This is a genomic window from Denitromonas ohlonensis (genome assembly GCF_007625205.1).
Lineage (GTDB): Bacteria > Pseudomonadota > Gammaproteobacteria > Burkholderiales > Rhodocyclaceae > Nitrogeniibacter > Nitrogeniibacter ohlonensis.
This window is the reverse complement of record NZ_VMNI01000020.1, coordinates 174,208-200,970: the sequence shown is the minus strand read 5'-3', so window position 1 is coordinate 200,970 and position 26,763 is coordinate 174,208. Positions and strand designations below refer to the sequence as shown.

Below are 26,763 nucleotides of genomic sequence, written 5' to 3'. Positions count from 1 at the left end.
TTGGCCGAGTTGCTCGCGTAGGGTACCTGACAGGTTACGAAGCCGACCGGCCGTTCGAGTAACAGCTCTGTGAAAGTGGCGAGCAGCCTCTCCTGGCCGATACCAGCCAGCAGCCGCACCGAAACGCCAAGAGAATCACGGTGACCGACTTGTCGAGCGACAAGCGCAGCGATCCGTGCGGGAGGGTCCCGTTGGCGGGGCCCATGCCGACTCAGTTTTTCTGTCGGAAGCCGGTCCGCTCAGTTGCCGATAGCCGGTGAACCCCAACGACATGCCTCGACGCTGGTTGCGGTGGCATCCGACGCGCACCGCGCGAACCGAACGCAAAAACCTCGTCATCACACACATCGATACACCGCCCGCAGTTGAGACAATCGCCGCTGAGGATGACCGGCGAGGCGTTCGGGTCGGCGGGTTTGAGCGCCGGCGCGATCACCTGTGGCTCGGGGCAAATGCGAAAGCAGTCGCCACAATCAGAGCATTGCGTCCGCCGGGCGGCATTGACCCGCAGCACCGACAGCTTGCCGATCAGCCCATAAAACGCCCCCACCGGGCACACATGGCCGCACCAGCCATGCGCGCTGACCAGCAGATCGAAAGCAAACACCGCCACAATCAGCACCCAGCCCGCGCCCATGCCAAAGACGATGCCCCGTTGCAGCACGGTGATCGGGTTGAGCAGCTCCCACACGATGCTGCCCGATACCCATGACGCCACAAGGATGGCGCCCAGCAGCACCCACCGCGTCCGCCGCCGCATCTGCCAGCCACGCCCCAGGCCCATCGCCCGGCGCAGCCCGGCCGCCAGATCGGTGACCAGGTTGAGCGGGCACACCCAGGCGCAATAACTGCGCCCGCCGAGCAGCGCGTAAGCCAGCAGCATCAGCGCCGCACCCGACAGTGCCGCGATCTGAGCGCCATGGCCGGCCAGCAACGCCTGCAGCAACACCAGCGGATCGGTGAGCGCCATGGTGTCGAGCACCACGCTGGAAGCCAGATTGCCGCGCAGCATCCACACCCCGAACCACGGCCCGGCCAGAAACGCCGCCAGCAATCCGAACTGGCTGAGCCGACGCAGCAGCAGCCAGCGATGCCGCAACAGCCAATGGCGACGCGCCATCACACGCCTCGACGCGGTAGCGGGCCGACGCGATCCTGCCGCGCCAGGGCGAGCGGCAAGACCTTGATCGACGCCTCCTGCGTCACGCAGGCTTCTTCGCACTTGCCGCAGCCGGTGCAGTGGGCGGCATTCACGGTCGGCTCAAAGTACACCCGGCCGCCCGCGCTGCGCCGCTCCATGGTGATCGCCGCGTCCTTGATCGGGCAGGCCAGATAGCAAGCGCCGCACTGCGCGGTACCGTTGATGCTGTAGCAGGTGTCCGGCCCGGTCATGCGTGCCAGGCCCATGCGCGCCGCCGCGATGCCCTGCGCCGGCGCGGTAAGCGCATCGGTCGGGCAGGCAACAGCACAGGGGATGTCGACACACATCTCGCAGGCGCGCTGACGGGCGACGAAATATGGTGTTCCCAACGTGACGCCATCGCCGAGCCGGGCCAGATGCAGAATGTCAAAAGGACAGGCTTGCACGCACAGCCCGCAGCGCAGGCATGCGGCCGAAAAATCATCCTCCGCGAGCGCGCCGGGCGGACGCAGCGCCCAGGCCGGCAGCGCCTCTGCCTGCCGGGTGGCCGTAGCCAGCAGCGCGGCCATGACGCTGCCCGAGCCAAGCAGGCTGGCGCACTGGCCGAGGAACTGGCGCCGGCTGCCCGCGTTCATGGCCGCCCCGCGCCGGCGCGGAACACAACATTTTCCATGCACCAACTATAGAAACGCCGCCGCGCAGGCCGCTAGCCCGTTTCGGCAAACCGGCCGAACGGCATCAGTGCACTGGTGCCGCCTGCGCGCCGCGCACCAGCCGGCCCGGCAGCGCACCGGTGGGCTGCCCGTCGCGATACACCACGGCGCCGCTAACCACAGTGGCGGCATAGCCGTCGGCGCGCTGCACCAGGCGCCGCCCGCCGCCGGGCAGGTCGTGGGCGACTTCAGGCGCATGCAGGGTCAGGCGGCCGGGGTGGATGACGTTGATGTCGGCCTTGTAGCCGGGGGCAAGTACGCCCCGATCGCACAGACCGACCGCCTGCGCGGTGTCGTGGCTGAGCCACTTGATCACGTCCTGCAAGGGCAGCCGCGCGCCGCGCTGCCGGTCGCGCACCCAGTGCGTCAGCATGAAGGTGGGGTAACTGCCGTCGCAGATGGTGCCGCAGTGCGCGCCGCCGTCGCCGAGGCCGAGCACGGCACCGGGGTGCTGCATCATCTCGCGCGAGGATTCGAGCGAGCCGTGCTCGTAGTTGCACAGCGTCACATACAGGTTGTTGCGCCCGTCGCGCTCGAGCATCAGGTCGTAGACCAGCGCCTCGGGGCTCACGCCGAGCCGGGCGGCGCGCGCGGCGATGCTGTTCTCCAACGGTTGCTCGTAGTCGGGCGGATCGCCGAGCAGGAACATGTGGTCGAACTCGCGCGCCAGCCGCCCGAGCACGATGGTTGGATCGGGATCGGCCGCTTCGGCGAGGAGGCGCGCGCGCATCTCGGGCTGGCGCAGCGCACGGATGCGTTCCTCGAAGGGCAGCGCAGCAAGCGGTTTGTAGGAGTCGCAGGTGTAGAAGGTGTTGAGCGTCAGCTCGTGGCCGAGCATCACGCCGATGGCCCGGCTCAGCACCTGGGCCTTGATCGGCAGGCCCTGGGCGCCGGCCGCCGCGAAGCAGTCGAGCACCGTGCGCCAGTCGAGGGTCATCGGCCCGTAGGTGCCTTCGAGCAACGACACCGACAAGGGCCGGCCGGCGGCTTTGACCAGGCGAAGCAGCAGGTCGAGCGTCGCCTCCGGCGCATCGAAATCGGTGATCAGCTGCATCGCGCCACGCCCTTCCTGGCGTAGCGCGCCGCCGAGCGCCATCAGTTCGGCCTCGGCGGCCTCGAAGCTGGGCGTGGATCGCCCGTCGCTGGAGCGGTGGAAGAAGGTGCGCGAGGTGGAAAAGCCCATCGCCCCGGCGCGCACCGCCTCGGCCACGATGCGCGCCATCGCCGCCAGGTCGTCCGCCGTGGCCGGCTCGCGGTCGGCGCCGCGCTGGCCCATCGCGTACACCCGCACCGGCGCATGCGGCACGTAACCGCAGATGTCCATGTCGTACTGCCGCGCGGCGAGGAAATCGAGGTAGTCGGGATAGCTTTCCCAGGCCCAGGGCAGACCATCGACCAGCACCGGGTGCGGGATGTCTTCGACCCCTTCCATCAGCTGGATCAGCAGCTCGTGCTGCTCGGGCCGGCACGGGGCGAAGCCGACGCCGCAATTGCCCATCACCGCGGTGGTCACACCGTGCGAGGACGAGGGCACCAGCCGGCTCTCCCAGCTCACCTGACCGTCGTAGTGGGTGTGGATGTCGACAAAGCCCGGCACCACGATATGGTCGGTGGCGTCGATGACCTCGCGCGCCGCGCCGGTGAGCTTGCCGACGGCGCGGATGCGCCCGCCGCTCACCGCCACGTCGGCCTGAACGGGCTCGCCGCCGCGGCCGTCGACCACCCACCCATCACGAATCAACAGATCGTATTCGGCATCCATGATCGCACCTCCGATTGGCACGCCGCCCAGCTCGAAACACAGGCGCCAAAGGCTACTCACGGCTCAGTCATCGACGGCATGTGATGGATCAGAATTCAGCTTAGGCAGGCGCCGAAACACTGTCCACATTCAGCCGATACATGGTGCGGACCCCCGTTTTCCGCGGTGTCACCGCCGGGCGGAGCCGCGCCGATTGGCCTGCCGCCAGCATCAAAGCCAGCCTGTGAGCGAGCGCAGACGGGATGCCTCGTGTTTTGCGCCAACCAGGCAACTCGGGTCAAACATTCAGACTGCGCGGTGCGCCAAAAAAATGCCGGAGCGCGGCGCCGACTCAGCGTGTCGGCGATCCGTCAGGCGCAGGGAGATAAGCGGCAGCCAGCGCGGCGAAGTCGGAGATCTGCGCGCCCAGCCAGTCGGCATCGCGGCCGAGTTCGTCGGCCAGGATACGCGCCACCTCGGGGGCGACGGCGCATGCGGCGTCGGCATCGAGAAAGAGCGCGCGGCTGCGCCGGGCGAGCACGTCCTCGACGGCCAGCGCAAACTGCGCGCTCGCCGCGTGGCGCACCTGCGCTTCGGTCAACGCCAGACGCGGATGCAGGCGCTCGCCAGCCGCGAGCACAAGGTCGACGTGCAGCGGCAGATCGGCAGTGCGGCAGACGCGTGCGCTCAAACCGGCCTCACGCGCCGCACGGTCGATCACCTCTTCGGCCATCTGCCGATACGTCGTCCACTTGCCGCCTGCGATGGTGATCAGCCCCTGCGGCGAGACACGGATCACATGCTCGCGCGACAGCTCGCTGCGCGGCGCGTCGGGGTCGGCGGCGATGAGCGGGCGCAGGCCGGCAAACACGCTGCGGATATCGGCGCGGCCGGGCGCGCGTAGCAGATAGCGCGCGGCGGTGCGCAGGATGAAGTCGATCTCCGCGGCCTGCGCCTGCGGTTCGAGCGGAATGTCGTCGCGCGTGGTGTCGGTGGTGCCGAGCAAGACCTTGCCCTGCCACGGGATCATGAACAGCACCCGGCCATCGTCGGTCTCGGGCACCAGCAGCGCGGTGTCGCCGGGCAGCCAGTCGGCATCGACCACCACATGCACGCCCTGGCTGGGTGCGAGCATGGGCGGCGCATCGGGAATCGCCATGCGGCGGATGTCGTCAGCCCACACGCCGGTGGCGTTGATCACCACACGGCCCGTGAATTCCAAAGCCTGACCGGTGATTTCATCATGCCCGCGCACGCCGGTGATGCGCCCGTCCGTCTCGATCAGGTCGGTCACCGGCGCATAGTTGAGCGCCGTGCCGCCGTGGTCGAACACGGTCTGCGCCAGGGCGATGGCCAGACCGGCATCGTCAAACTGGCCATCAAAATATTCCACCCCGCCCAGCAGCCCCTCGGGCCGGGCGTTGGGCAGCGCCGCGCGGGTCTGGGCCACCGACAGGCCACGCACCCGCCCCAGGCTGTAGCGCCCGGCCAGCCATTCGTAAGCGGTGAGGCCGACGCGCAGCTTGAACTGGTCCCAGCGGCGGTAAACCGGCACCACGAAGCGCAGCGGCGTGACCTGCGCCGGCGCATTCTTGAGCAAACGCGCGCGCTCGACCAGCGCCTCGCGCACCAGACCAATCCGGCCCTGGCCAAGGTAGCGCACCCCGCCGTGGATCAGCTTGGTCGAGCGCGAGCTGGTGCCCTTGGCAAAGTCGTACGCCTCCAGCAGCAGCGTGCGATAGCCGCGGCTGGCGGCATCCACCGCCGCGCCCAGGCCGGTGGCGCCGCCGCCGATGACGATCACGTCCCACTCATCCACCGCCTGCGCGGCGGCCAGCAAGGCCGGTCGCGCCAGCGCGGGCGGCGCCAGCTTGATGTCGTCAGGCGCCATCGGCCCAGCCCCGGTTGCGCTCGATAGCCTTGTGCCAACGCGCGATCAAGGCCTCGCGCCTGTCAGCCGAGGCATTCGGCTCAAACGCCCGGTCAAGCTGCCAGTGCGCGGCAAGGGCCGCGTCGTCCGGCCACACACCGACCGCCCGGCCGGCCAGAAAGGCCGCGCCAAGGGCCGTGGTTTCGGTCTGCCGGGGGCGCAGCACCGGCACGCCGAGCAAGTCGGCCTGCAACTGCATGAGCAGGTTATTGCGGGTCATGCCGCCATCGACGCGCAGCTCTTTGACCTCCGCCCCATCGGCGGCCATGGCGGTGAGCAGATCGACGTTTTGCAGCGCCACCGCCTCCAACGCGGCGCGGGCGATGTGGGCCGCCGTGGTGCCACGCGTCATGCCCATCAGACTGCCGCGCGCGTAGGCGTCCCAGTGCGGCGCGCCGAGCCCGGCGAAGGCCGGCACCATCACCACCTCGCCGCTATCGGGCACCTGCGCGGCGAGCGCTTCGATATCGCCCGCCGAGCGGATCAGGCCGAGCCCATCGCGCAGCCACTGCACCACGGCGCCGGCCATGAACACACCGCCTTCGAGCAGATAGTCGGTCCCCTCGGGGCGCTGCCAGCCGATGGTGGTGAGCAGGCGATGCTGCGATTCGACCGGCCCTCGGCCGGTGTTGAGCGTGAGAAAACAGCCCGTGCCATAGGTGTTCTTGGCCATGCCCGGCGCGAGGCACGCCTGACCGAAAGTGGCCGCCTGCTGGTCGCCCGCCACCCCGGCAATCGGCATCACCGCGCCCAGCACGGCCGGTGCGCACTCGCCCAGCACACCGCTGGACGCCACCACCGTTGGCAGCACCGCGCGGGGGACGTCGAACAGCGCCAGCAAGTCGTCGTCCCACTGTTGACGATGGATGTCGAAAAGCATCGTCCGCGCGGCGTTGCTGGCGTCGGTCACATGACAGGCGCCGGCGGTGAGGTTCCACACCAGCCAGCTGTCGATGGTGCCAAAGGCCAGCTCGCCGGCCGTGGCGCGAACGCGCGCACCCGGCACGGTATCGAGCAGCCAGGCCAGTTTAGTGGCGGAAAAATAGGCGTCCAGCTCCAGCCCGGTGCGGGCGCGAATCAAGTCCGCATGCCCCTCGGCACGCAGGCGGTCGCACACCTCGGCAGTGCGCCGGTCTTGCCAGACGATGGCCGGCGCCACCGGCTGGCCGCTGGCGCGACTCCACAACACGGTGGTTTCGCGCTGGTTGCTGATACCCACCCCGCGCACCGCGCCCGGCGACACACCCGCCTCGGTCAGCGCCTGCCGCGCACAGGCCAGTTGGGTCTGCCAGATTTCGTTGGCGTCATGCTCGACCCAGCCCGGTCGCGGAAACTGCTGCGCAAACTCCTGCTGCGCCAGCGCACACACCCGCGCCTTGGCATCGAACAGCATCGCGCGGGAGCTGGTCGTGCCCTGATCAAGCGCGAGGATGTAATCCATGGGCGAGTCCTTTGGGTTTCCGGGCGCACCCGCTCGGGGTGTGAGCGCAACGCATGCCGACGACTTCGACGATAGCCGATTCGCCCGGCGGGCGAAACACGTAGCGAGCAGACAGGTGAACGTCGTTCATCTTTAACGCCGTGCTTTTCGTTTGAGTCACGCTCCGCCCTGCCCCAAGCTGAGCCCATCGCCTCACTGCCCGATCCTGCCCTCGCCCACCCGGCCACCGGCAACGCATCGGGCTAGCGCACCGCACAACGGACGTCCTGCCGGCAAGGCTTTGCCGGTTCATTCAAAGCATTTTGAGGACGCACATCATGAGTATGGAAAACCGCGACGGCTGGATCTGGATGGACGGCCACTGGACGCCCTGGCGCGATGCCAAAGTGCACGCCATGACCCACACCCTGCACTACGGCCTGGGCTGTTTCGAAGGCATCCGCGCCTACGCCACGCCCACCGGCCCGGCCATCTTCCGGCTCGACGAACACATCGAGCGCCTGTTCGACTCGGCCAAGATTCTCGGCCTGGACATGCCCTACGACGCCCCCACGCTGCGCCAGGCCTGCATCGACGCCATCGGCCGCAACAAGCTCGAAAGCGGCTACATCCGGCCGCTGGTGTTTCTCGGCGCTGAGAAGGCCGGCGTCGACCCGGTCGGCACCGAGGTGCATGTGATGATCGCCGCCTGGGCCTGGGGCGCCTATCTGGGTGCCGACAGCATGGACAAGGGCATCCGCGTCAAGGTGGCGAGCTTTGCCCGGCATCATGTGAACGTGCAGATGTGTCGCGCCAAGTCGGTGTCCACCTACACCAACTCCATCCTCGCCTGCCGCGAGGCCCGACTGGAAGGCTACGACGAAGCCCTGCTGCTCGACACCGACGGCTTTGTCGCCGAGGGACCGGGCGAGAACGTGTTCGTGGTCAAGCGCGGCAAACTCTATGAGCCCGAAATCACCTCGGCGCTCGACGGCATCACCCGCCGCACCATCCACGCGCTGGCGGCCGACGCCGGGCTGGAAATCACCGCCCGCCGCATCACCCGAGACGAGCTATACGTCGCCGACGAGGTGTTCTTCACCGGCACCGCGGCGGAGGTGACGCCGGTGGTGGAAGTCGACCGCCGCCGCGTCGGCACTGGCCGGCCGGGCCCGATCACGCAAGACTTGCAGCGCCGCTTCTTCGCCACAGTGCGCGGTGAAGACACCGGGCATGCCGACTGGCTAACACCCTGCTGACGCGGTGTGGCATCGCCTCGCGGGCGGTGGCAAGATGAGCGCTCACCCCGCCCACCGAGCCACCGCAGTGCCCGCTGACCGAACGCCCGACACCTCCGACTCGCCCGCCTGTTGGCACGCCTGGTTCGACGGCGCCGCCGCGCCCAACCCCGGCAAACTCGGGCTCGGCGTGGTGCTGCAATCGCCCAACGGCGCACTCACCGAATTCTCAAGCCGTGGTGAAGGCACCGGCTGCAGCAACGAGGCCGAACTGCTGGCCGTCTGCCTCGCCCTCACCCACGCGCACGCCGCCGGTGCCCGGCACCTCATCCTCACCGGTGACAGCGACTTCGCCGTTCGCCATGGCACCGGCACCGATCACACCGCCGTGCCACGGCTGGTCGCGCTGATCGCCCAGGTGCATGATTGGGCGAGCCGCTTCGCGCATGTCGAATTCCGCTGGGTCCCCCGGCATCGCAATCAGACAGCCGACCGGCTCTCCCGCGCGGCGCTTGGCCTCCCGCACAAGCCGGCGCCACACCCCGGCAAAGCCCGACCCGCCAAGCGAAAACGCGGCGCCTGAGCGTGCCTGCCAACGCACAAGTGTGCCCGCCGGTGGAATTCGGCACGCACGCCATCGGGTCACTGCCACTAAACTACGGCTTTTTACCGGGGGATACTCACCGTGACCATCCGTGGCGTCTTCCATGCCCTGCCGCCCAAAGCCTTCGGGAGCCGCATTCGCACGCGCGACGATCTGGCGCAATTTGTGAGCGGCACCCATGCCGTTGCGGCCAAAGCGCAGCTCGACCTCGCCGACGCCGGCGACAGCCTGGCCGCCCTGTGCGAGCGCCTCGATCTGCCTGACGCCATTGGCGTCCAGCCGCTGAGCATTCCCAATGCCGCGGCGGCGCGCTACATCCCCGCCTATCGCTTGCCCGACCTCGCCGATCGCATCGACGCCGTCGCCCCGGGCGCGCTTGCCAAAGCCATCAGTCGTCGTGATGCCGCGGCGGCCACTGACAAAGGCAACATCGCCCGCCAGTTTCTACAACTGAAGCGCTTCTATCGCGACTGCGCGACGCATCAGTGCGACGTGCTGTTTGTGCAACACCTCGGCAAAGACGGCACGCCCTCGGCCGACTGAGCATCGGCGCCGCTGGGCAGACCGTTTGGGCGACTTTCGTGTCACGCCGCCTCGACCCGATTCCGCTAAGATCGAGTCCTCCCCCGCATCGGCCCATCACATGCCACTGTCCGGCCGTCTCTCACGGCAAGCGCTTCTACGACGTCCCGCGATGCTGGTGCGGTGCGCGACGCTGGCCGCCTGTCTGACGGCTCTGCCCGCGAGCGCCGCGTCCCCCGACTTCGCCGCACGCTGCAACGCCCTGGCCGCAGCCGCGAACGTGCGCGTGGTGTTCGAGGACCACCCCGTCGCGTATGACAATCGCCACGACACCGCCGCACTCGGGCGTCGCTCAGGCGCGGCCGCGAGCCGGAATCACAGCGTGCTCGGCGTCACCCATGCCACCCCGCAGAGCCGACTGGAAGTCACCGCCCGGGCGCTGGTCGACACCGACGGGCGAGTCTGTGCCGCGCCGGACATCACGCTGCATCTGGGGTTTTCGGAGATGACCGTCTCGCTGGCGCGCGAACTGAGTACGGACTGCCAGCGCCGGGTGGTCGGCGCGCACGAGCAGCAACATGTGGCGATCTGGCGCAATCACTACCGGGCCGGCGCCCGCCTGATCGAAACCCGCCTGCGTCAGGGGCCGCCCAAGCCGCTGTACTTTGCCTCCCGGCAGGCCATGCAGCGCGGCCTGTCAGTGCAGATCAAGGCGCGGGTCGCGCCCTGGCTGGCACGACTGGACGCCGGCGTTGGCGCTGCGCACGCCAGCATCGACTCGCCTGCGTCTTACCGCGAAGTCGAAAGCCGGATGCGAGCCTGCCCGTAAGCCACGCTGGCCGTGGCGACTACGCGAGCGCCAGCAATACCAGCCCAAGCGCTGCGGGCAGCGCCTGCACATAGAGGATTTTCTTGCTTGCCGTGGCCGCGCCATACACCCCGGCGATCAACACGCAGAGCAGAAAAAAGACTTTCACCGACCCGCCTTCCGCCCCGAGGCTGAGCCCCCAGATCAGGCCGGCGGCGAGAAAGCCGTTGTACAGCCCCTGATTGGCCGCCAGCACTTTGGACGCACGCGCCGCCTCCAGCTTTTGGCCAAACGCCCGCAAGCCCGCGGGCTTGTCCCAAAGGAACATTTCGAGCACCAGAATATAAACGTGGATCAGCGCAACGAGCGCGACGACAATCGAACTGAGCGTAGCCATGAGCACCTCTCGATAGCCCGACGGGCCGGTTCAGCGGCCCTTCTTGCGCGCGCTCTTGCTGCGCTTGCCCGCGCCCGCCTTGAGCCAGCGCGCGCGCCACTCGGCCAGCGACGGATAGAGTTTCGCTTCGCGCCCGGCCAGGGCTTCTTGCAGCACCCGCAGGGCGTCAAGATCGGCCTTGCCGAATTTCGCGGGCAGCACCGGTTGCAGCACCACACTCAAATCGCCGCGCCCGCCGCTGCGCAAGGGCAGTCCGTGGCCGGCCAGCGTGTGATGGGTTTCGCTGGCGGTGCCGGCCGCCACGCTCACCGTCTCGGTCTCACCGCCCGGCACCGGCACGTCCACCGCGCCACCGGCGAGCAGATCAAACAAAGGCACCGGCACGCTCACTTCCAGCGTGTCGCCGCGCAGCGCAAACAGCCCGTGGAGGCGCAACTCGCTTTGCAGCAGCAGATCGCCCGGCGGCAAATCAGCCACCGGCGCGGCCTTGCCCGCCAGGCGCAGACGCCGCCCCGGCCACATGCCCGCCGGCACCGTGACGCGCACCTTGCGTCCCGAGCGCGTCTCGCCCGTCCCGGCACAAGTCTCGCAGGTCGCCTCGGCGCTGTAGCCCCGGCCGCCGCAGGCATCGCAATGATCGAGGCCGGTTTTGCTGCGCACCCGTCCACTGCCGCGGCAGCAACTGCACATGCGCGACGAGGCCAGCGTGACCCGCCCGCTGCCGGCACACTCGCCACAGGTTTCCGGGCGCTCGAGCTCAAGCTCATGCACGCCGCCAAAGATCGCCTCTTCGATATCCAGCCACAGGGTTTCGTGCTGATCGGGGCCGCGCGCCGGTGCGCTGTCGGTGTCGGCGGCGCGCTCGGCATCTTCATCGCCGCCGCGCACCAGGTAATCGTGTGCCGCCTTGACCTGCCGAAAGCGTTCTGCCGCACCGTGACCATTGTTCCGGTCGGGATGCCACTGCATCGCCAGACGGCGAAATGCGCGCTTGATCTCGGCCGGCAAGGCGCCGGGGGCGAGATCGAGAGCGGCAAAAGCATCGGCACGGCTGGCTGGTGACATGGGCGAACCAATCTGACACTGAACGGCGAAGAAGCAGCAAGTCTACCTGCTGCCAGCCCGCTTGGGGCGAGTGCACACGCCCCCGTTCAAAACACCGACAAACCGGTTTTGGCAACAAACAATTCCAGCGCGCGCATGCCCGCCACCGAGTTACCCGTGCTGCCCAGTCCGGGCGACCACACACACAAGGCCAGCTCGCCCGGCACCACCGCCACGATGCCGCCGCCCACACCACTCTTGCAGGGCAGCCCGATCAAAAACGCAAACTCGCCCGCCGCATCGTAGGTGCCGCAAGTGAGCATCAGCGCGTTGATCCGACGCGCCTGACGCGGCGTGACGATCTCGCGCCCAGCCACCGGCTGCACGCCCGCGTTGGCCAGATAGGCCATGGCACGCGCCATCTGAACGCAGTTCATTGCGATCGAACACTGGTTGAAATACACATCCAGCACCCGGTCCACGTCGTTGTCGATCTTGCCGAAGCTCTTCATGAAATTGGCCAGCGCGGCATTGCGAAACCCGGTCGCCCGCTCCGACTCGGCCACCTCAACATCAAAGCCGACCGCCTCACCACACAGCGTGCTGACCAGATTCAGCAACTCGGCCTTGGGGTCATCGCTCAAGGACGTCAGCTGATCGGCGACGCAGATCGCCCCGGCGTTGATGAACGGGTTACGTGCCTTACCCTGTTCAACCTCCAGTTGCATCAAGGAATTGAATGGATCGCCGGAGGGCTCGCGGCCGAGATGTTGCCAGAGCTTTTCGCCGACCCGCTGCAACACCAGTGTGAGGCTGAACACCTTGGACACGCTCTGGATCGAAAACGCCTCCAGCGCATCGCCCGCCAGCGCCACCTCGCCATCCACCGTGTACAGCGCGATCCCGAAGCGCTCGGCCGGCACCCGCGCCAGCGCCGGGATGTAATCCGCCACCTTGCCCTCGCCGACCAGGGGTCTGACCTCGTCGACAATCGCGTCGAGCACCGATTGATAATCCACGCTTCGCTCCTGGATAAGACTGCCAAGCGCACAGCTTACCGCTTTGCCACCACAGCGCCGGTCGGGGCGAGCGACACAATCAAACTTACGCTTTTGTGCTGGCGACGGCTCGACGGCCCGACTAGCTTGAAACTACCGTAGCCTCAGGCTGCGCCCCCAAGGAGACTCCCCATGAAAATCAAAACCGCATTGGCCGCAACACTTTTTGCCCTCTCCACCGGCGCCTGGGCATTTCACTGCCCCGCCGACATGAAGAAAATTGACGAAGCCATGTCCAAGAACCCGCAACTCACCGCTGAGCAAATGGAACAGGTCAAAAACTGGCGCGCCGAAGGCGAAACCCTGCACAAGGCCGGCAAGCATCAGGAATCAGTCGACACGCTCGCCAAGGCCATGAAAGTGCTTGGGATGTGACTCACCAAGATGGAATATCAGGGCCGCCTTGCGCGGCCCTATTTTTAACGAACAGTGCGCTTCAAGCGGAAACGCTCCGACGACGCCGGAACAACACGCCAAGTCCGCCCAACATCATGGCCCAGGTAGCAGGCTCTGGCACCGGGCTCAACACGAAACCGTAGCTTTGCCCATTCAACAGACCCGTACCAACGATTTGTCCCTTTTCGTTGATGCCGTTGGCGCTGCTCAGCACCCAGCCTTCGGCCGGATCGATCAAAGCATTCAGATCCTGCATGCCAGCGGTTTCGGTCCATCGCATCGCATGCGCGACATCGCCGACATAAGACCAGCCGATCACCTGCCCCGCATTGTTGATATCCGAAGCGAAACTGCTCTCGTAACCCGAGGCAGCGCCAGACAAATGCCCGAGACTCTGCATTCCGTCACTTGCCGACCACAGAAAAGCACACCAGCAATCGTCACCCTGGCTCCATCCGATCACCTGACGCGCGTCGTTGATGCCGGTCGCACGACTGTTTTCATAGGCACCCGGCAGAAAACCGAGGTCTTGCATGCCGCCGGCTTCGGTCCACAAAAACGCATGGTTGCCACCCGAGACTGAGCGACCTGTCCCGACGACATCGCCGCCTGCATTAATTGCCGACGCCGAGCTAAACCCGGTCCAGCCGCTGTAGTCCGACCCGCCGGTCAGCGTACCAAGCAATCGCTGAGTGCCGTCGGGTGTGGTTATGGCCGCGACCCGCGTACCGCCATGATTGACGGTGCCCGCTATTTGATTCTGATCGTTGATCGCCGCCGCCAGACTGCTCACCTGAGGACTGGATGTGTTCAGGTACTGCATGCCAGTATCACGCGTCCACTGAAAGGCATCATCAGTCCACTCAAGATCGGTGCGGGGAATGCGAGTGCTTCCGGAGACTCCGGCGCCCACCACACGGTTATCGTTGTTGATCCCCAGCGCCATTGAGTTGGGCGTCGCCCCAACGAGCTGCCCGAGATCCAGCATGCCGCTCCCGGAAGACCACAAAGACGCTCGATAGTTAGACCCAATGCTTGTTCCAGCGACCCATCCGGCGTCATTGATATCGGTGGCGATAAAGCCACTCGCAATCGGCGTGACTGTGTAGCTCACCGCAGCCGACGCCACCGGGGCCGCCAGGCAAATGGACAACACGCTTACACACAGTCCGACACGCCCAATCGCAGGCTGCGGCCTCGCCGCACACAACACATTCATCGCCAACCCCACAGGAAGCAGAAAACCCCAGAAGGTTAGCACACAACAATTCCAAACGACTATGCCATCAAGCTAACAGACGCCAACATTCCCGCCACCGAATCCGCGGCACCTCACGCCGCCCGCAAGCCCAGCTTCACCGCCCAGCGCCGCAGCTTCTCGCCATCCACCAAACCGGTCGCCAGCGAGGTACCGGCCAGGATCACCCCGGCGCCGGCGAGCATGCGCAGACCGAGGGCTTCGTCGAGGATCAGCACGCCCCAGCCCATGCCGAAGGCGGGGATCAGAAAGGTGACGGCGATGGCGCGGGCCGGGCCGATGTTGGCGATGAGGCGGAAGTAGAGGATGTAAGCCACAGCCGTGCAGGCCACAGCCAGCACGACGGCGGCGCCCCAGGCGCCGAGGCTGATCGGGCCGCTCGGCCACAGCCACCAGGCCAGGGGCGCGAGCGCGATGGCAGCGGCGGTCTGGCCGCCGGTGGCGATGGCCAGCGAAGACACGCCGGTGAGATAGCGCTTGGTGTAGTTGGCCGACACGCCATACGACAGCGTGGCCAGCAAGCCGGCGACCACCGACAGCGCAATGTGCTCGCCATGGAAACCCGCTTTGCCGGACACCAATACGCCCACGCCGATAAAGCCGATGGCCAGACCGGCCGCGCGCCAATTTGTGAGCCGCTCGCCAAACCACAGCCAGGCGACCACGGCGGCCCACAGCGGGGCGGTGGCGTTCACGATGGAAGCGAAGCCGGCGGTGAGCGAGAGCAGCGCCCAGGCGATCAACACGAAGGGCAGCGCGGAGTTGAGGATGCCTATCACGGTGAGCGGCCAGGCGTGTTGAATGAGTTCGCGCCACTGCCCGCGCCAAACGATGATCGGCAGCAAAAACAGCGCGGCGAACAGCACGCGAATGAAGATCAGCCCGACCGGGCCGAAATCGGGTGCGGCCTGACGCATGAACAGAAAGCTGGCACCCCACAGCGCGGCCAGCACGAACAAATCGAATGTGTCACGCGGTCGCATCAGTGTGCGCTCCCGGTCAATTCGGTGGCCACGCTCGCCTCCAGATCCAGCAGCGCGCGCTTGCGCGGCAGGCCGCCGGCGTAACCGGTGAGTGAGCCGTCGCGGCCAATGACGCGATGACAGGGGATGATCAGCCAGATTGGATTTTTGCCGACGGCGGCACCGATGGCGCGCGCAGCAGTCGGCCGGCCGAGTGCGGCGGCCAACGCGCCGTAATGCGTGGTCGCGCCATAGGGTAGTTTGCGCAAGGCCGACCACACCGACTGCTGGAAGGGCGTGCCTTGCGGTGCCAGCGGCAGATCAAAGGCACTCAATTCGCCGGCCAGATAGGCGCTGACTTGCCGCGCCGCCTCGTGGCATAGCCCGTTGGCGGGCAGATCGCACGCCGCCTCGTCGAAACGCACGCTAAGCAATCCGGCATCGCTGGCGCGCACCTGGCACACGCCGAGCGAGGTATCAAAGCGCAGTCCGTATGGCGGGGTGTTCATGATGGGGTCTCCTCGGCTTCGCCCAGCGAAGCCCATAGATGCATGACCGCGTAGGCGCGCCACGGCCGCCAGGCCTCGGCCTGGAGGCGCGCCTCGCGGGTGCTGCACATGCCCAGCGCGGCGCGCACGCCGTAGTCGCCGTCAGGGTAGGCGTCCGGCCAGGCCAGCGCGCGCATGGCGATGTAGTGCGCCGTCCACGGGCCGATGCCGGGCAAGGCCTGAAGCTGCGCGATGGTCTCCTGCACCGGCGCGCCGGGCGAGAGCATCAGCCGTGCCTCGGCCACCGCCGCGGCGAGCGCGATGATGACTTCGGCACGTCGGCTGATGACGCCGCGCTCGGCGATCTGAGAGATGCTCAGGTCGGCGATGCGCTCGGCGCTGGGGAAGCAGGTGTTCAATTCCGCCCAGGGCGTCTCGATCGGTTCGCCAAAAGCGGCGGCAAAACGCCCGGCCAGGGTACGTGCAGCCTTGACGGTGATCTGCTGGCCGAGCACCGCGCGCACCGCCATCTCGATGCCGTCGAAGGCGCCCGGCAGCCGCAGCCCGGGGCGGGCCTCGGCCAGCGGGCCGAGCGCTTGCAGCACGGCCAGCGGATCGGCGTCGAGATCGAACAGGCGCCGCACGCCCGCCAGCACCGCGGGCACCACGGCCGACAAGGACGGAGACAGCGTCACTACAAGCGCGGTCTTGCCGGGGCGCACCCGCAGCCAGCCGCGGTGCCCGTCGAGCCGCACGGTGCGGCGATACTCGCCCTCGGCCACCTGCTCCACGCCAAGGATGGTGCGCCCGGCGAGGAAGTCGATCAGCCGCGCGAAGTCGAAGGGCGGCCGGTACGCCAACGTGAAATGCAGGCCATCGCCCGCCATCTGCCGCACCTTGCCACGCAGCGCAGACGGCACCATGCGGTAGTTGCGCTGAAAGGCCGATTCGAGTGCCCGCAAGCTGCCGAAGCCGGCGGCCGCCGCCACTTCGGTAACGGGCAGCGCTGTGTCGGTGAGCAGGCGCTTGGCCAGCAACAGGCGGCGGGTACGCAGATAGTCTGCCGGCGCAACCCCAAATTGTTCACGAAACAGGCGGCGCAGATGGCGATCGGTGATGCCAACCTTGCCGGCCAGCGACGTTACCGACAGATCGTCCGCCAGGTGCGCATCGATCAGGCCAGCCGCGGCGTGCGCCAGCGTGGCGCTCGCGTCCATGGCCGACAACCCCGGCGCCAGCTCGGGCCGGCAGCGCAGGCAGGGGCGAAAGCCAGCGGCCTCGGCGGCCGCCGCACTCACATAAAAACTGCACACGGTCCGCCGCGGCGTGCGCACCCGGCACACCGGCCGACAGTAGATGCCGGTCGAGCTCACACCCACGAACACCCGGCCATCAAAGCGGGCATCATGGGTGGTAAAAGCGTCATAGCAGCGGTCAGGATCGAGTTCCATGCCTGCATTATGGTCAGCCCGGACGCATCGGGCACGAACACATCGGACATGGAATCAGACAAAACTGTCCGGGCCGCGGCGCACCGTCCTGTCGGTGACGCAAGGCCTGTGGTTCAATGCGTTTTTGTGTTGCACCGCGCCATGCCATGCCCGCCTTTTGGATGATCCTCGCCAGTTTGCTGTTCGCCTGCATGGGCGTATGCGTCAAGCTCGGCGCGGACCGCGTGGGCATTGCCGAGCTGACCTTTTACCGCGGTCTGGCCGGCTTGCTGTTCATGGCGGTGTTCATGCGCAGCCGGGGCACGCCTTTTCGCACCCGGCACTGGCGATTACAGCTCACCCGCGCCGTGGCGGGCTCGATTGCGCTGGGCTGCTACTTTTTTGCGATCAGCCTGCTGCCGTTGGCCGCGGCAGTCACGCTTAATTACACCTCACCCATTTTTGTCGCACTGCTGCTCGCCCTGTGGTTTCGCGAGCCGCTGCGCGCGCTGGCCATCGGCGCCGTAGCACTCGGTTTTCTCGGTGTGGTCGTGCTGCTGCACCCCACCATCGCCCCGGAGCAATGGCTGGGCGCCGTGGCCGGGCTGGCCTCGGGCCTGATCGCCAGCCTCGCCTACATCAATGTGCGAGAACTCGGCCGCGCGGGCGAGCCGGAGTCGCGCACGGTGTTTTACTTTTCGTGTGTCACCTGCCTGGGCGCCCTGCCCTTCGTGTTCGCCAGCGACGGCTTTACCGCGCCTGATGCCACGGGCGCCGCGCTGGTGCTGGGCATTGGCGTGTTTGGCACGGCCGCCCAACTGGCCATGACCCGCGCCTATCGCGTTGGCGCCACCATTGTCGCGGCCAATCTGGCCTATTCGACGGTGATATTCGCCAGCCTGTTCGGCGTGGTGTTGTGGGGCGAAGTGCTGCCGGCCGCGGCGTGGCTGGGCATTGGCATGATCGTGGTCAGCGGCATGCTCATCACCCGCGCCCGCGCACCGGCCCCCGCCGCATCACACCGCGATTGAAGCCCCACCGGCCGGTCGTTATAGTAGAGACAGGCCTTCTGCCCAAAAGGAGCATGGCATGATCACCAAAGAGCACTCCGACGGACTCGTCGCTATCGCCGTCTTCGGCGAATTCACCCTCGCGGACTACAAAGAGTTCGAAGAGCTGGTCAATTACAAGATCAAGTTCGAGGGTCCGGTCAATCTGCTGATCGACCTACGCGAGATGAGCGGCTTCACCATCGACGTGGCTTGGGAAGAGATCCGCTACAGCCGTGAGCACAAACACGATTTCGGCAAGATCGCCGTCATCACCGAAGACCAATGGGCCACCTGGAGTGCCTGGGTGTCGCAGATGTTTGTTGACGCCGATGTACAGGTCTTCACCGACGAACTCAACGCCCGCGCCTGGCTGACCGACGCGGAAACCGTCGCATGACCGAGCCGCTGTGCACGCTGATCACCCCCGAGCGCCTGATCCACCAATTGCAGGCGCCCGGCTGGGTGGTGGTCGACTGCCGGCATGACCTCGGCAACCCCGACTTCGGCCGCGCCGCTTACACCAAAGGCCACATCCCCGGCGCCCATTTTTTGCACATGGACGATGAGCTGTCCGGCCCGCGCACGGGCAAGAACGGCCGGCACCCCCTGCCCGATCCGGTCGCCCTGGCGCAACGTCTGGGTGAGATCGGCATCAACCGCGACAGCCAGGTCGTTGCCTATGACGACGGCGGCGGCATGTACGCGGCCCGCCTGTGGTGGCTGCTCAACTGGCTCGGCCATCGCAACGTCGCGGTACTCGACGGCGGCTTCCAGGCTTGGTGCTCGGCCAACGGACTGCTCAGTCAGAAAGAGGTCACCCCCACGGCCACCCGCTTCGACGCCGAACTTCGACCGCTCGCCGTTGACGCGAGCTATGTCGACAGCCACAAGGGCAGCGACGCCATGCTGCTCATCGACGCGCGCAGCCCCGACCGCTTCCGCGGCGAGAACGAAACCATCGACCCCGTCGGCGGCCACATCCCCGGCGCAATCAACCGCTTCTTCAAAGACAACCTCGGCCCCGACGGCCGCTTCAAGTCGGCCGAACAACTACGCAGGGAATTCACCTCACTCGTCGCCGGCCGCGACCCGCAACAGGTCGTGCACCAATGCGGCTCCGGCGTCACCGCCTGCCACAACCTGCTGGCGATGGAAATCGCCGGGCTGTCTGGCGGGCGGCTGTATCCGGGGTCGTGGAGTGAATGGTGTGCGGATGCAGGGCGCGCCATCGCGACAGGCACTTGAGACATCAATGACCATCAGAGTCGTTCGCCTCGGCACCGACCGCGCACCGGACGAAGGCACCCGCATCGGCACGGTCCGCCGCCCGCCTCGCGGCGTGCCCAAGACCGAGTTCGCCTCACGCAATTTCTATGATGTGTGGTTCCCGGTACTGGCGCCAAGCGGCGACACCATGAAACTCGGCCAGGCGGCAAAGACCGACGCAGAATGGTCGGCTTTCAAGAAAAAGTACCGCTCAGAAATGCGCGAGCCCTCGGCCGCCCATGCCCTCGCACTGCTTGCAACGCTCTCGCACCAGAGCAACTTCTCGGTCGGTTGCTATTGCGAGAACGAATTGCACTGCCACCGCTCGGTGCTACGCGATCTCCTGAAGGAAAACGGCGCAGCCATCTAGTCCACGGGCAGGCTGTAGACGAAACCCCGGTGGGGACGGCTTGATCGCGCGACGACGCGCTGATTCTGTTTCGCAGCCTTCGGGCAACGCGCAGGGAATATCTCTCACCCCACCGATGTTCTATACCTGAATGACAACCCCATTCTCACAGCAGCCAGAAACCCGTTGCTGTCGCCCGCGTGCGGGCTTCGCGCGCCGACCGGAAGGAGACGAGCATGAATCACAAGACCACACTCGCACTACTCGGCACGGTTTTACTGGCCGGCTGCAGCACCATGGGCGGACACGGCGGGATGAGCTTTTTCGTCACCAGCGCCGGACCCGGGCAAGGGGCAAACCTGGGCGGTCTGACCGGCGCGGATGCGCACTGCCAGAAGCTTGCCGCCGCTGCCGGCGCCGGTAACAAAACATGGCATGCCTACCTGAGCAGCACCGGGGTAAATGCGCGCGACCGCATTGGAAAGGGCCCGTGGGCCAACGCCAAAGGCGAGCGCATTGCGAGCAGCGTGGCCGACTTGCACAGCGACCAGAACGGGCTGACCAAGCAGACCGCGCTGACCGAAACCGGCGAGGTCATCAACGGGCGGGGCGACACGCCCAACCGTCACGACATCCTGACCGGCTCGAACCCGGACGGCACACTGGCGGCGGGCAAAACCTGTAACGACTGGACAAGCAGCGGCGCGGGCAGCGCGATGGTTGGCCACCACGACCGTATCGGTTTGCGCGACGACGCACCGTCAAAGTCGTGGAACAGCTCACACGGCTCGCGCGGCTGCAGTCAGAGCGATTTGCAGGGCACTGGCGGCGACGGCCTGTTTTATTGCTTTGCGGTGAATTAACGGCGACGCACCTACCACTCGATGCGTTCGATCTGGCCGAGCGAGCGCCCCAGAAACCGCTCCCCAATGGTCTGAAACCGCAGCGGGATATCGGTCACACAGAACTGCGCGGACGAGTGCTGCTCGCCAGCGTTGGCCAGCTTCAACCGGACGAGCGTCTGCGCAGCTTGTTCGGCAACCGTAATGGCGGAGTCGACCAGCCGCACGCCCGGGCCGGCCACGTCCATCAGCAGCGGTTTGAGCAAGGGGTAGTGGGTGCAGCCGAGCACCAGCGAGTCCACATGCTCGGCGAGCACCGGCTTGAGGTATTCGAGCGCGGTCATGCGGGTGACCGGGTGGTCGAGCCAGCCCTCTTCGACCAGCGGCACGAATAGCGGACAGGCCTGCGAATAGACACGCACGCTGGGGTCGAGCGCATGCATGCGTCGGGCGTAGGCGTTGGAGTTGATGGTGGTGGGCGTACCGATGACGCCGATGGCGCGACCTGTCGAGCCGGCCACCGCGGCCTGTGCACCGGCGTCGATCACGTCCAGCACCGGCACATCGCCGGCCTTTTGGCGCACCACATCGCCGGCCACCGCGGCCATGGTGTTGCAGGCGACGATGAGCATCTTCACGCCGCGCGCCATCAGGAAGTCGGTGATCTGCTCGGTGTAGTGGCCGATGGTGGCGACCGACTTGATGCCGTAGGGCACGCGGGCGGTGTCGCCGAAGTACACGATGTTTTCGAGCGGCAGGCGCTCCATCAGCGCACGCACCACGGTCAGCCCGCCGACGCCGGAATCGAACACACCAATGGGCAGGGAACGGTCAGCAGGCATGGCGGCGGTCGGGCGAAAAAGCGGCCATTCTACGCCGATGCCGCGGCGCGGTCGGCGTGTTGCGCCAGCGCCCAGGCGACATGCTCGCGCACCAGTTCGGACGAATCGTCCGCGCGCGCCTGCAAAGCAGCAAGCACCGCCGGCGTGCCCGGCGCATTGCCAAGACCGACGGCAAGATTACGCAGCCAGCGCTCATGGCCGATGCGGTAGATCGGGCTGCCGGGCATGCGCGACTCGAAGTCTTCTGCCGTCCAGGCGAACAGCTCGACCAGCGAGGCGGTGTCGAGGCCATGGCGCACGGCAAAGTCCGCCTCGGCCGTGCGCTGCGCGAAACGGTTCCACGGGCACACCAGCTGGCAGTCGTCGCAGCCATAGACACGGTTGCCGATCAGCGGACGGAATTCGACCGGGATCGCGCCGTGCAATTCGATGGTCAGGTAGGAGATGCAGCGCCGCGCATCAAGCTTGTAGGGCGCGACGATGGCCTGGGTCGGGCAGACGGTGATGCAGGCGGTGCAGTCGCCGCAGTGGTCGCTGACTGGCGGGTCGACCGGCAGCGGCAGATCGGTAAAGATTTCACCCAGAAAAAAGAAGGAGCCGGCCTCGCGGCTGATCAGCAGCGTGTGCTTGCCGCGCCAGCCGATGCCGGACTCGGTGGCGAGCGCCACTTCGGTCACCGGCGCCGAGTCGGTGAACACCCGAAACCCGTGCGGCACCTCCTCGGCGATGCGTTCAGCCAGTTTTTTGAGGCGTAAACGCAACACTTTGTGATAATCGCGCCCAAGCGCGTAGCGCGATATGTAGGCCCGCTCGGGGTCGTTCAGCGCCGCGTCGGCATCGGCCGACTCGGGCCAGTAGTCGAGCCGCGCGGTGATCACCCGCAAGGTGCCCGGCACCAGCTCGGCGGGGCGGCAGCGGCGCAGGCCATGTTTGGCCATATAATCCATCTCGCCGTGAAAACCCGCCGCCAGCCAGGCTTGCAGGCCCACTTCCGCGCCCGGCAAATCCGTGCCCGTGATGCCGACCTCGCCGAAGCCAAACCCCAGGCCCCACGCGCGAATGCGCGCCGCGAGCGCATCGACGTCGAACGCCTCGCCCACCGCCCCGGAGACCTCCTGATGATCGAATTTATCCATAGCCCGGATGATAGCGACCCCAGCCTGCACACGCATCTGGCTGATGAAACCGACACCCTCGCCTTGGGCGCCGCACTGGCGCCGGCGATGGCCGCGGGGCTGGTGATTTACCTGCAAGGCGACCTCGGCGCGGGCAAAACCACGCTGGTGCGCGGCCTGCTCAGAGGCCTCGGTCACACCGGCAGCGTGAAAAGTCCCACATACACCTTGATTGAACCTTATGTAGTTTCTAGATTAGACTTATATCACTTTGATTTTTATCGGTTCACTTCACCAGAAGAATTTCTGGATGCGGGACTCGAAGAATATTTTTCAGCTCAGGGCGTCTGTCTGGTCGAATGGCCCCAAAAAGCCGAGCCGTATGTCAGCCCGGCGGACATCGAGATCAGGCTGGCAATTGACGGTGACGGGCGCGAAGCACTCATTCGCCCTCTGACGGACACGGGACGACAATGCGCAATAAAAATAGCGAAGCGCCCAGCCCAGTAGGGCAGCCCACCGCACGCCGCCATTTTCTCAAAGCGGCCAGTGCCACCTTTGCCATGCTGGTCACGCCGCTCGGCCACGCCGCCCCCAAACTGGTGGCGGTGCGCATCTGGCCGGCCGAAGACTACACCCGCATCACGCTCGAATCGCACAGCGACATCAAAGCCTCACACATGGTCCTGAAGGGTCCGGACCGCCTGGTCGTCGACCTCGAAGGTGTCGAATTCGACAGCGTGCTCAAGCACCTGCCCGACAGCGTGACCGGTGGCGACCCCTACATCCAGCTCATCCGCGCCGGCCGCAACCGCCCGGGCGTGGTGCGCGTGGTGGTCGAGCTCAAGAAAGAGATCAACCCGCAGATCTTCACGCTGCAGCCCATTGGCGCCTACGGCCACCGGCTGGTGGTGGACCTCTACCCGACCGAGCCGATCGACCCGCTGCTGGCGCTGATCGAAAAGAACTCCCCCACCGAAGCGGCCGTTGGCGAAGCGCCGACCCCGACCCGCGACGGCGCCGACGTGCAAACCGCCAAGCACACCGAGCGCCGTGACCCGGCCGGTGAGCGCAAGATGAACCGTCTGGTGACGGTCGCCATCGACCCTGGCCATGGCGGTGAAGACCCCGGCGCCGTGGGTCGTCGTGGCAGCTACGAAAAGAACGTCACGCTCAAGATCGCGCGCCTGCTCAAGAAGCGCATCGACGCCGAGCCCGGCATGCGCGCCGTGCTGACCCGCGACGGCGACTATTTTGTGCCGCTGCACAAGCGCGTCCAGAAGGCCCGCGCCGTGAAAGCCGACCTGTTCCTGTCGATCCATGCCGACGCCTTCGTCAAACCCGATGCGCGCGGCAGTTCGGTGTTCGTGCTCTCCGAGCGCGGCGCCTCAAGCGCGGCCGCCCGCTGGCTGGCCAAGCGCGAAAACAATGCCGACCTGATCGGTGGCGTCGCCCTCGGCGGTCAGGACGGCCATCTGGCGCGCACCCTGCTCGACCTGTCGCAAACCGCCACGATCAACGACAGCATGAAAGTCGGCAAGGCCGTGCTGGCCGAGCTGGGTGACATCAACACGCTGCACAAGCGCGATGTCGAGCATGCCGGCTTTGCCGTGCTCAAGGCACCGGACATCCCCTCGGTGCTGGTCGAGACCGCCTTCATCAGCAACCCGGAAGAAGAGCGCCGCCTCAACGACCACGCCTATCAGGACAAAATGGCCAACGCCATCCTGAAAGGCATCCGTCGCTACTTCGACGACAACCCGCCGCTGACCCGCACCCGCATCGCCCAGCTCAACTGAGCGCGCCCACCCGCAGACAGTGCACGCTGAACAGCCGGTCAGCGTCGCACCACACCTGCTCGGTCACAAAACCCACGCTCGCCGCCAAGGCGCCGAATTCTTCCTCGCAATATTTGTAGGAATTTTCGGTGTGGATGCCCTCGCCTTCGGCAAAGTCGAAACGCTGTCCGGCAATCTCAATGGACGTCGCGCGCAACGCGCGCAGGTGCATTTCGATACGCCCGAGCGCCTCGTTGTAGAAGGCGTGATGCGCGAAATCCTCGACCTTCAGCTTCGCGCCCAACTCCGTGGCCATGCGTGTCAGCACATTGCCATTGAACGCGGCGGTCACGCCGGCGGCGTCGTTGTAGGCGGCATGCAGGCGCGCCGGGTCTTTCTTTAGATCGACGCCAATCAGCAGCCGCCCGCCCGGCCCGACCATGCCGGCGACCCACCGCAACAAGTCGCGCACATCGGATGGCTCAAAATTGCCGACGCTGGAGCCGGGATAGAACACCACTCGGTGCGCCTCCGGCGCAATCGGCGGCAAGGGAAACTCGCGGGTGTAGTCGACGCAGGTCGCGCGCACCCGAACCTGAGGATAGTCGCGGGCGATGCCCGAGGCGGACTCCCGCAGATGATCCAGCGAGATATCGAGCGGCAGGTATTCGGCCGGTCGCAAAGCGTCCAGCAAGCAGCGAATCTTGATGTCGCTGCCGCTGCCCAGTTCGATCAGCGCCGCCTGCCGGCCCAGCCGCTCGGCAATCTCCACCCCATGACCGCGCAGCAGGCCGATTTCGGTGCGGGTCGGGTAGTACTCGGGCTGCTGGGTGATGGCGTCGAACAGGTGCGAGCCCGCGGCATCGTAGAAAAACTTGGGCGCGATGCGCCGCGGCGTGGCGGCCAGACCGGCCAGCACCTCCCGCCGAAAATCGGCCACCGCCGGCTTCAGGTCGTGGAGTTCGAAATTGGGGAGTGCGCTCATGTCAGATCCTGCGCCAGGCGGATGCCCTGAAACTGCCAGCGCTCCTGCGGGTAGAAAAAATTGCGATAGGTGCCGCGCACATGCCCGGCCGGCGTGGCGCAGGCGCCGCCGCGCAAGACCATCTGCCCGGACATGAACTTGCCGTTGTATTCGCCCAGCGCGCCCTCCGGCACGCGATAGCCGGGGTACGCGAGGTAAGCCGAGGCGGTGTGCTCCCACACATCACCAAACAGCTGCACCAGCCCCTCGCCCACCGCGGTTTGCGGATGCAGTAGATCAGCATCAACAAAGTTGCCTTCGTTGGGCACGGCCCCCGCCGCATGCTCCCATTCGGCCTCGGTCGGCAGCCGCGCACCGGCCCAGGTCGCGTAGGCGTCCGCTTCAAAATGACTCACATGCGAGACCGGCGCGTTGAGGTCAAGCGTGCGCATGCCGCCCAGCGTGAATTCATGCCAGTCACCACCAATGCGCTCCCAATAGCGGGGGCCGCCCCAACCCAGGCGCTGCACCGTGGCCCAGCCATCGGACAGCCATAGCGCGGGATTGCGGTAGCCGCCAGCATCGACGAAAGCGAGGTATTCGGCATTGGTCACCGGCCGATTGGCCAGCGCAAAGGGATTGAGAAACACGCGATGCTGCGGGCGCTCGTTGTCGTAGCAGAAGCCCTCGCCATCGAAACCGCTGTCAATCAAGCCGCCCTCGAATCCCTGCCAGGCCAGCGGCAGCGCATCGCCCTGACGCGGCGTGGCCAGATCGCTGCGATAGGCCGGACGCAGCGGATTGACCGAAAAATGCTGCTTGATGTCGGTGAGCAGCAACTCCTGGTGCTGTTGCTCGTGGTTCAGCCCGATCGCCAGCCGCGTTTCGATCGCCAGCCACTGCGCCTCGTCCGCGCCGGCAATCAGGTCGCGCATGGCGGCATCCACATGCGCCCGGTAGCGATACACCGCCTCAACCGTCGGGCGCGACAAATGCCCGCGCTCGGCCCGCGGATGAAACTGGCCGACCTGTTCGTAATAGGAATTGAACAGCGTGCGGAACGCCGGATCAAAGATCACATACCCCGGCAGATAGGGTTCGAGCAGAAAGGTTTCGAAAAACCAGCTCACATGCGCCAGATGCCATTTGGGCGGGCTGGCGAAATCGGCCGTCTGCAAGCCGTAGTCTTCGATGCACAGCGGCGCGCACAAGGCTTCGCTCGCCGCGCGCACCCGCATGTAGGCCTCGGCCCTGTCTTCACGCCGCATCTGTGGCGCCTGATTGATGCTTGCCCGGTCGTTCATCGCATGGCCCTCTCGGCGTCCCAGCCCTCAGCAAACCAAATGCGGATGCCATGGTCAAGCACGCGTATCGGTGCGCCGTTCGCGCCGCGCACCCTTGCGGC

Annotated in this window: 28 protein-coding genes; 12 read left to right on the top strand and 16 right to left on the bottom strand. The window is 66.5% G+C overall.

Translation table 11 applies throughout. The features are described 5' to 3' along the window. Nucleotides 1-211: 211 nt before the first annotated feature. The 5 genes from napH to glpK form a co-directional block, all read right to left on the bottom strand. Nucleotides 212-1,120: a quinol dehydrogenase ferredoxin subunit NapH gene (napH, locus tag FHP89_RS18435; RefSeq protein WP_144179784.1), complete on the bottom strand. Its 909-nt coding sequence runs from the start codon at nucleotides 1,118-1,120 to the stop codon at nucleotides 212-214. Next, entirely contained in the window at nucleotides 1,120-1,776 is a 657-nt protein-coding gene (locus FHP89_RS18430; protein ID WP_144179783.1) for a MauM/NapG family ferredoxin-type protein, read from the bottom strand. The genes napH and FHP89_RS18430 overlap by 1 nt, the downstream gene beginning before the upstream one ends. A 103-nt stretch (nucleotides 1,777-1,879) precedes the next feature. After that, nucleotides 1,880-3,676 (bottom strand): N-acyl-D-amino-acid deacylase family protein, encoded by a 1,797-nt coding sequence (locus FHP89_RS18425; RefSeq protein WP_222105441.1) that lies wholly within the window; start codon nucleotides 3,674-3,676, stop codon nucleotides 1,880-1,882. Between the two features lie 271 nt (nucleotides 3,677-3,947). Further along, nucleotides 3,948-5,486, bottom strand: coding sequence for a glycerol-3-phosphate dehydrogenase/oxidase (locus FHP89_RS18420; RefSeq protein WP_144179782.1), 1,539 nt, complete (start codon nucleotides 5,484-5,486; stop codon nucleotides 3,948-3,950). Continuing rightward, entirely contained in the window at nucleotides 5,476-6,966 is a 1,491-nt protein-coding gene (gene glpK / locus FHP89_RS18415) for a glycerol kinase GlpK (RefSeq protein WP_144179781.1), read from the bottom strand. The genes FHP89_RS18420 and glpK overlap by 11 nt, the downstream gene beginning before the upstream one ends. Nucleotides 6,967-7,283: 317 nt before the next feature. Between glpK and FHP89_RS18410 the strand changes: the two genes are divergently transcribed. The 4 genes from FHP89_RS18410 (at nucleotide 7,284) to FHP89_RS18395 (ending at nucleotide 10,138) form a co-directional block, all read left to right on the top strand. Further along, complete coding sequence (locus FHP89_RS18410; RefSeq protein ID WP_144179780.1) at nucleotides 7,284-8,204, top strand: branched-chain amino acid transaminase; 921 nt, start codon at nucleotides 7,284-7,286, stop codon at nucleotides 8,202-8,204. A 67-nt stretch (nucleotides 8,205-8,271) separates the two neighbouring features. Beyond that, on the top strand, nucleotides 8,272-8,766 hold the full coding sequence (locus FHP89_RS18405; protein WP_222105440.1) for a ribonuclease HI family protein: 495 nt from the start codon (nucleotides 8,272-8,274) through the stop codon (nucleotides 8,764-8,766). 102 nt (nucleotides 8,767-8,868) lie between these two features. After that, nucleotides 8,869-9,330 carry a hypothetical protein gene (locus tag FHP89_RS18400; protein WP_144179778.1) on the top strand — a complete coding sequence of 154 codons (462 nt, stop codon included), beginning with the start codon at nucleotides 8,869-8,871 and terminating at the stop codon, nucleotides 9,328-9,330. Nucleotides 9,331-9,481: 151 nt separating this feature from the next. Next, entirely contained in the window at nucleotides 9,482-10,138 is a 657-nt protein-coding gene (locus tag FHP89_RS18395; protein ID WP_144179777.1) for a hypothetical protein, read from the top strand. Between the two features lie 19 nt (nucleotides 10,139-10,157). Here the strand turns inward: FHP89_RS18395 and FHP89_RS18390 are convergent, their stop codons facing one another. From FHP89_RS18390 to FHP89_RS18380, 3 genes are all read right to left on the bottom strand, one after another. Next, the gene (locus tag FHP89_RS18390) at nucleotides 10,158-10,514 is read right to left on the bottom strand and encodes a DUF1304 domain-containing protein (RefSeq protein ID WP_144179776.1); all 357 of its coding nucleotides are present in this window, start codon (nucleotides 10,512-10,514) and stop codon (nucleotides 10,158-10,160) included. Between the two features lie 30 nt (nucleotides 10,515-10,544). Continuing rightward, on the bottom strand, nucleotides 10,545-11,579 hold the full coding sequence (locus tag FHP89_RS18385; protein WP_144179775.1) for a DnaJ C-terminal domain-containing protein: 1,035 nt from the start codon (nucleotides 11,577-11,579) through the stop codon (nucleotides 10,545-10,547). Between the two features lie 86 nt (nucleotides 11,580-11,665). Further along, complete coding sequence (locus FHP89_RS18380) at nucleotides 11,666-12,577, bottom strand: glutaminase (protein ID WP_144179774.1); 912 nt, start codon at nucleotides 12,575-12,577, stop codon at nucleotides 11,666-11,668. Between the two features lie 171 nt (nucleotides 12,578-12,748). Here FHP89_RS18380 and FHP89_RS18375 point away from each other — a divergent pair, with 171 nt between their 5' ends. Continuing rightward, complete coding sequence (locus tag FHP89_RS18375; RefSeq protein WP_144179773.1) at nucleotides 12,749-12,991, top strand: hypothetical protein; 243 nt, start codon at nucleotides 12,749-12,751, stop codon at nucleotides 12,989-12,991. A gap of 61 nt (nucleotides 12,992-13,052) precedes the next feature. On the opposite strand, the gene FHP89_RS18370 is transcribed toward FHP89_RS18375, so the two are convergent. The 4 genes from FHP89_RS18370 to alkA all read right to left on the bottom strand — a co-directional run bounded on the left by FHP89_RS18370 (nucleotide 13,053) and on the right by alkA (nucleotide 17,171). Beyond that, nucleotides 13,053-14,000, bottom strand: coding sequence for a PEP-CTERM sorting domain-containing protein (locus FHP89_RS18370; protein ID WP_186300416.1), 948 nt, complete (start codon nucleotides 13,998-14,000; stop codon nucleotides 13,053-13,055). Between the two features lie 344 nt (nucleotides 14,001-14,344). After that, on the bottom strand, nucleotides 14,345-15,253 hold the full coding sequence (locus FHP89_RS18365; protein ID WP_144179771.1) for a DMT family transporter: 909 nt from the start codon (nucleotides 15,251-15,253) through the stop codon (nucleotides 14,345-14,347). Further along, entirely contained in the window at nucleotides 15,253-15,741 is a 489-nt protein-coding gene (locus tag FHP89_RS18360; protein WP_144179770.1) for a methylated-DNA--[protein]-cysteine S-methyltransferase, read from the bottom strand. The genes FHP89_RS18365 and FHP89_RS18360 overlap by 1 nt, the downstream gene beginning before the upstream one ends. After that, nucleotides 15,738-17,171, bottom strand: a complete 1,434-nt coding sequence (alkA, locus tag FHP89_RS18355) for a DNA-3-methyladenine glycosylase 2 (protein WP_144179769.1) — start codon at nucleotides 17,169-17,171, stop codon at nucleotides 15,738-15,740. Before alkA ends, FHP89_RS18360 begins: the two co-directional genes overlap by 4 nt. Nucleotides 17,172-17,317: 146 nt before the next feature. Between alkA and FHP89_RS18350 the strand changes: the two genes are divergently transcribed. The 5 genes from FHP89_RS18350 (at nucleotide 17,318) to FHP89_RS18330 (ending at nucleotide 20,680) form a co-directional block, all read left to right on the top strand. Further along, a complete protein-coding gene (locus FHP89_RS18350) occupies nucleotides 17,318-18,181 on the top strand; it encodes a DMT family transporter (protein WP_144179768.1) in 864 nt (287 codons plus the stop codon). A 58-nt stretch (nucleotides 18,182-18,239) separates the two neighbouring features. After that, nucleotides 18,240-18,599, top strand: coding sequence for a SpoIIAA family protein (locus FHP89_RS18345; protein WP_144179767.1), 360 nt, complete (start codon nucleotides 18,240-18,242; stop codon nucleotides 18,597-18,599). Continuing rightward, nucleotides 18,596-19,447 carry a sulfurtransferase gene (locus FHP89_RS18340; RefSeq protein ID WP_144179766.1) on the top strand — a complete coding sequence of 284 codons (852 nt, stop codon included), beginning with the start codon at nucleotides 18,596-18,598 and terminating at the stop codon, nucleotides 19,445-19,447. Before FHP89_RS18345 ends, FHP89_RS18340 begins: the two co-directional genes overlap by 4 nt. A gap of 7 nt (nucleotides 19,448-19,454) precedes the next feature. After that, nucleotides 19,455-19,838, top strand: coding sequence for a DUF488 domain-containing protein (locus FHP89_RS18335; protein ID WP_144179765.1), 384 nt, complete (start codon nucleotides 19,455-19,457; stop codon nucleotides 19,836-19,838). A 215-nt stretch (nucleotides 19,839-20,053) separates the two neighbouring features. Continuing rightward, entirely contained in the window at nucleotides 20,054-20,680 is a 627-nt protein-coding gene (locus tag FHP89_RS18330) for a hypothetical protein (RefSeq protein WP_222105439.1), read from the top strand. Nucleotides 20,681-20,691: 11 nt separating this feature from the next. Here FHP89_RS18330 and murI read toward each other — a convergent pair whose 3' ends face one another. Next, nucleotides 20,692-21,501 carry a glutamate racemase gene (murI, locus tag FHP89_RS18325; RefSeq protein ID WP_144179764.1) on the bottom strand — a complete coding sequence of 270 codons (810 nt, stop codon included), beginning with the start codon at nucleotides 21,499-21,501 and terminating at the stop codon, nucleotides 20,692-20,694. A 29-nt stretch (nucleotides 21,502-21,530) separates the two neighbouring features. Next, the gene (gene queG, locus FHP89_RS18320) at nucleotides 21,531-22,637 is read right to left on the bottom strand and encodes a tRNA epoxyqueuosine(34) reductase QueG (RefSeq protein ID WP_144179763.1); all 1,107 of its coding nucleotides are present in this window, start codon (nucleotides 22,635-22,637) and stop codon (nucleotides 21,531-21,533) included. Between queG and tsaE the strand changes: the two genes are divergently transcribed. Together tsaE and FHP89_RS18310 are read left to right on the top strand one after the other, a co-directional pair. Next, nucleotides 22,620-23,126, top strand: a complete 507-nt coding sequence (tsaE, locus tag FHP89_RS18315; protein ID WP_144179762.1) for a tRNA (adenosine(37)-N6)-threonylcarbamoyltransferase complex ATPase subunit type 1 TsaE — start codon at nucleotides 22,620-22,622, stop codon at nucleotides 23,124-23,126. The genes queG and tsaE overlap by 18 nt on opposite strands. Beyond that, nucleotides 23,090-24,415 carry an N-acetylmuramoyl-L-alanine amidase gene (locus FHP89_RS18310; RefSeq protein WP_144179761.1) on the top strand — a complete coding sequence of 442 codons (1,326 nt, stop codon included), beginning with the start codon at nucleotides 23,090-23,092 and terminating at the stop codon, nucleotides 24,413-24,415. The genes tsaE and FHP89_RS18310 overlap by 37 nt, the downstream gene beginning before the upstream one ends. On the opposite strand, the gene egtD is transcribed toward FHP89_RS18310, so the two are convergent. Both egtD and egtB read right to left on the bottom strand, forming a co-directional pair. Continuing rightward, the gene (egtD, locus tag FHP89_RS18305) at nucleotides 24,408-25,379 is read right to left on the bottom strand and encodes an L-histidine N(alpha)-methyltransferase (protein ID WP_144179760.1); all 972 of its coding nucleotides are present in this window, start codon (nucleotides 25,377-25,379) and stop codon (nucleotides 24,408-24,410) included. The two genes, FHP89_RS18310 and egtD, sit on opposite strands and share 8 nt — an antisense overlap. Then, nucleotides 25,376-26,662, bottom strand: coding sequence for an ergothioneine biosynthesis protein EgtB (gene egtB, locus FHP89_RS18300; RefSeq protein WP_144179759.1), 1,287 nt, complete (start codon nucleotides 26,660-26,662; stop codon nucleotides 25,376-25,378). The genes egtD and egtB overlap by 4 nt, the downstream gene beginning before the upstream one ends. Between the last annotated feature and the right edge of the window lie 101 nt (nucleotides 26,663-26,763).

Excerpts from the sequence above, each read along its gene's own strand:
- FHP89_RS18420 (WP_144179782.1), bottom strand. The coding sequence starts at position 5,486 with ATGGCGCCTGACGACATCAAGCTGGCGCCGCCCGCGCTGGCGCGACCG.
- egtB (WP_144179759.1), bottom strand. The coding sequence starts at position 26,662 with ATGAACGACCGGGCAAGCATCAATCAGGCGCCACAGATGCGGCGTGAA.
- queG (WP_144179763.1), bottom strand. The coding sequence starts at position 22,637 with ATGGATAAATTCGATCATCAGGAGGTCTCCGGGGCGGTGGGCGAGGCG.
- FHP89_RS18375 (WP_144179773.1), top strand. The coding sequence starts at position 12,749 with ATGAAAATCAAAACCGCATTGGCCGCAACACTTTTTGCCCTCTCCACC.
- FHP89_RS18345 (WP_144179767.1), top strand. The coding sequence starts at position 18,240 with ATGATCACCAAAGAGCACTCCGACGGACTCGTCGCTATCGCCGTCTTC.
- FHP89_RS18360 (WP_144179770.1), bottom strand. The coding sequence starts at position 15,741 with ATGAACACCCCGCCATACGGACTGCGCTTTGATACCTCGCTCGGCGTG.
- FHP89_RS18385 (WP_144179775.1), bottom strand. The coding sequence starts at position 11,579 with ATGTCACCAGCCAGCCGTGCCGATGCTTTTGCCGCTCTCGATCTCGCC.
- FHP89_RS18395 (WP_144179777.1), top strand. The coding sequence starts at position 9,482 with ATGCTGGTGCGGTGCGCGACGCTGGCCGCCTGTCTGACGGCTCTGCCC.
- FHP89_RS18330 (WP_222105439.1), top strand. The coding sequence starts at position 20,054 with ATGAATCACAAGACCACACTCGCACTACTCGGCACGGTTTTACTGGCC.
- FHP89_RS18430 (WP_144179783.1), bottom strand. The coding sequence starts at position 1,776 with ATGAACGCGGGCAGCCGGCGCCAGTTCCTCGGCCAGTGCGCCAGCCTG.
- napH (WP_144179784.1), bottom strand. The coding sequence starts at position 1,120 with ATGGCGCGTCGCCATTGGCTGTTGCGGCATCGCTGGCTGCTGCTGCGT.
- alkA (WP_144179769.1), bottom strand. The coding sequence starts at position 17,171 with ATGGAACTCGATCCTGACCGCTGCTATGACGCTTTTACCACCCATGAT.
- FHP89_RS18410 (WP_144179780.1), top strand. The coding sequence starts at position 7,284 with ATGAGTATGGAAAACCGCGACGGCTGGATCTGGATGGACGGCCACTGG.
- tsaE (WP_144179762.1), top strand. The coding sequence starts at position 22,620 with ATGATCGAATTTATCCATAGCCCGGATGATAGCGACCCCAGCCTGCAC.
- egtD (WP_144179760.1), bottom strand. The coding sequence starts at position 25,379 with ATGAGCGCACTCCCCAATTTCGAACTCCACGACCTGAAGCCGGCGGTG.
- FHP89_RS18335 (WP_144179765.1), top strand. The coding sequence starts at position 19,455 with ATGACCATCAGAGTCGTTCGCCTCGGCACCGACCGCGCACCGGACGAA.
- FHP89_RS18310 (WP_144179761.1), top strand. The coding sequence starts at position 23,090 with ATGCGCAATAAAAATAGCGAAGCGCCCAGCCCAGTAGGGCAGCCCACC.
- FHP89_RS18390 (WP_144179776.1), bottom strand. The coding sequence starts at position 10,514 with ATGGCTACGCTCAGTTCGATTGTCGTCGCGCTCGTTGCGCTGATCCAC.
- FHP89_RS18365 (WP_144179771.1), bottom strand. The coding sequence starts at position 15,253 with ATGCGACCGCGTGACACATTCGATTTGTTCGTGCTGGCCGCGCTGTGG.
- FHP89_RS18370 (WP_186300416.1), bottom strand. The coding sequence starts at position 14,000 with ATGCTGGATCTCGGGCAGCTCGTTGGGGCGACGCCCAACTCAATGGCG.
- FHP89_RS18350 (WP_144179768.1), top strand. The coding sequence starts at position 17,318 with ATGCCCGCCTTTTGGATGATCCTCGCCAGTTTGCTGTTCGCCTGCATG.
- FHP89_RS18340 (WP_144179766.1), top strand. The coding sequence starts at position 18,596 with ATGACCGAGCCGCTGTGCACGCTGATCACCCCCGAGCGCCTGATCCAC.
- murI (WP_144179764.1), bottom strand. The coding sequence starts at position 21,501 with ATGCCTGCTGACCGTTCCCTGCCCATTGGTGTGTTCGATTCCGGCGTC.
- glpK (WP_144179781.1), bottom strand. The coding sequence starts at position 6,966 with ATGGATTACATCCTCGCGCTTGATCAGGGCACGACCAGCTCCCGCGCG.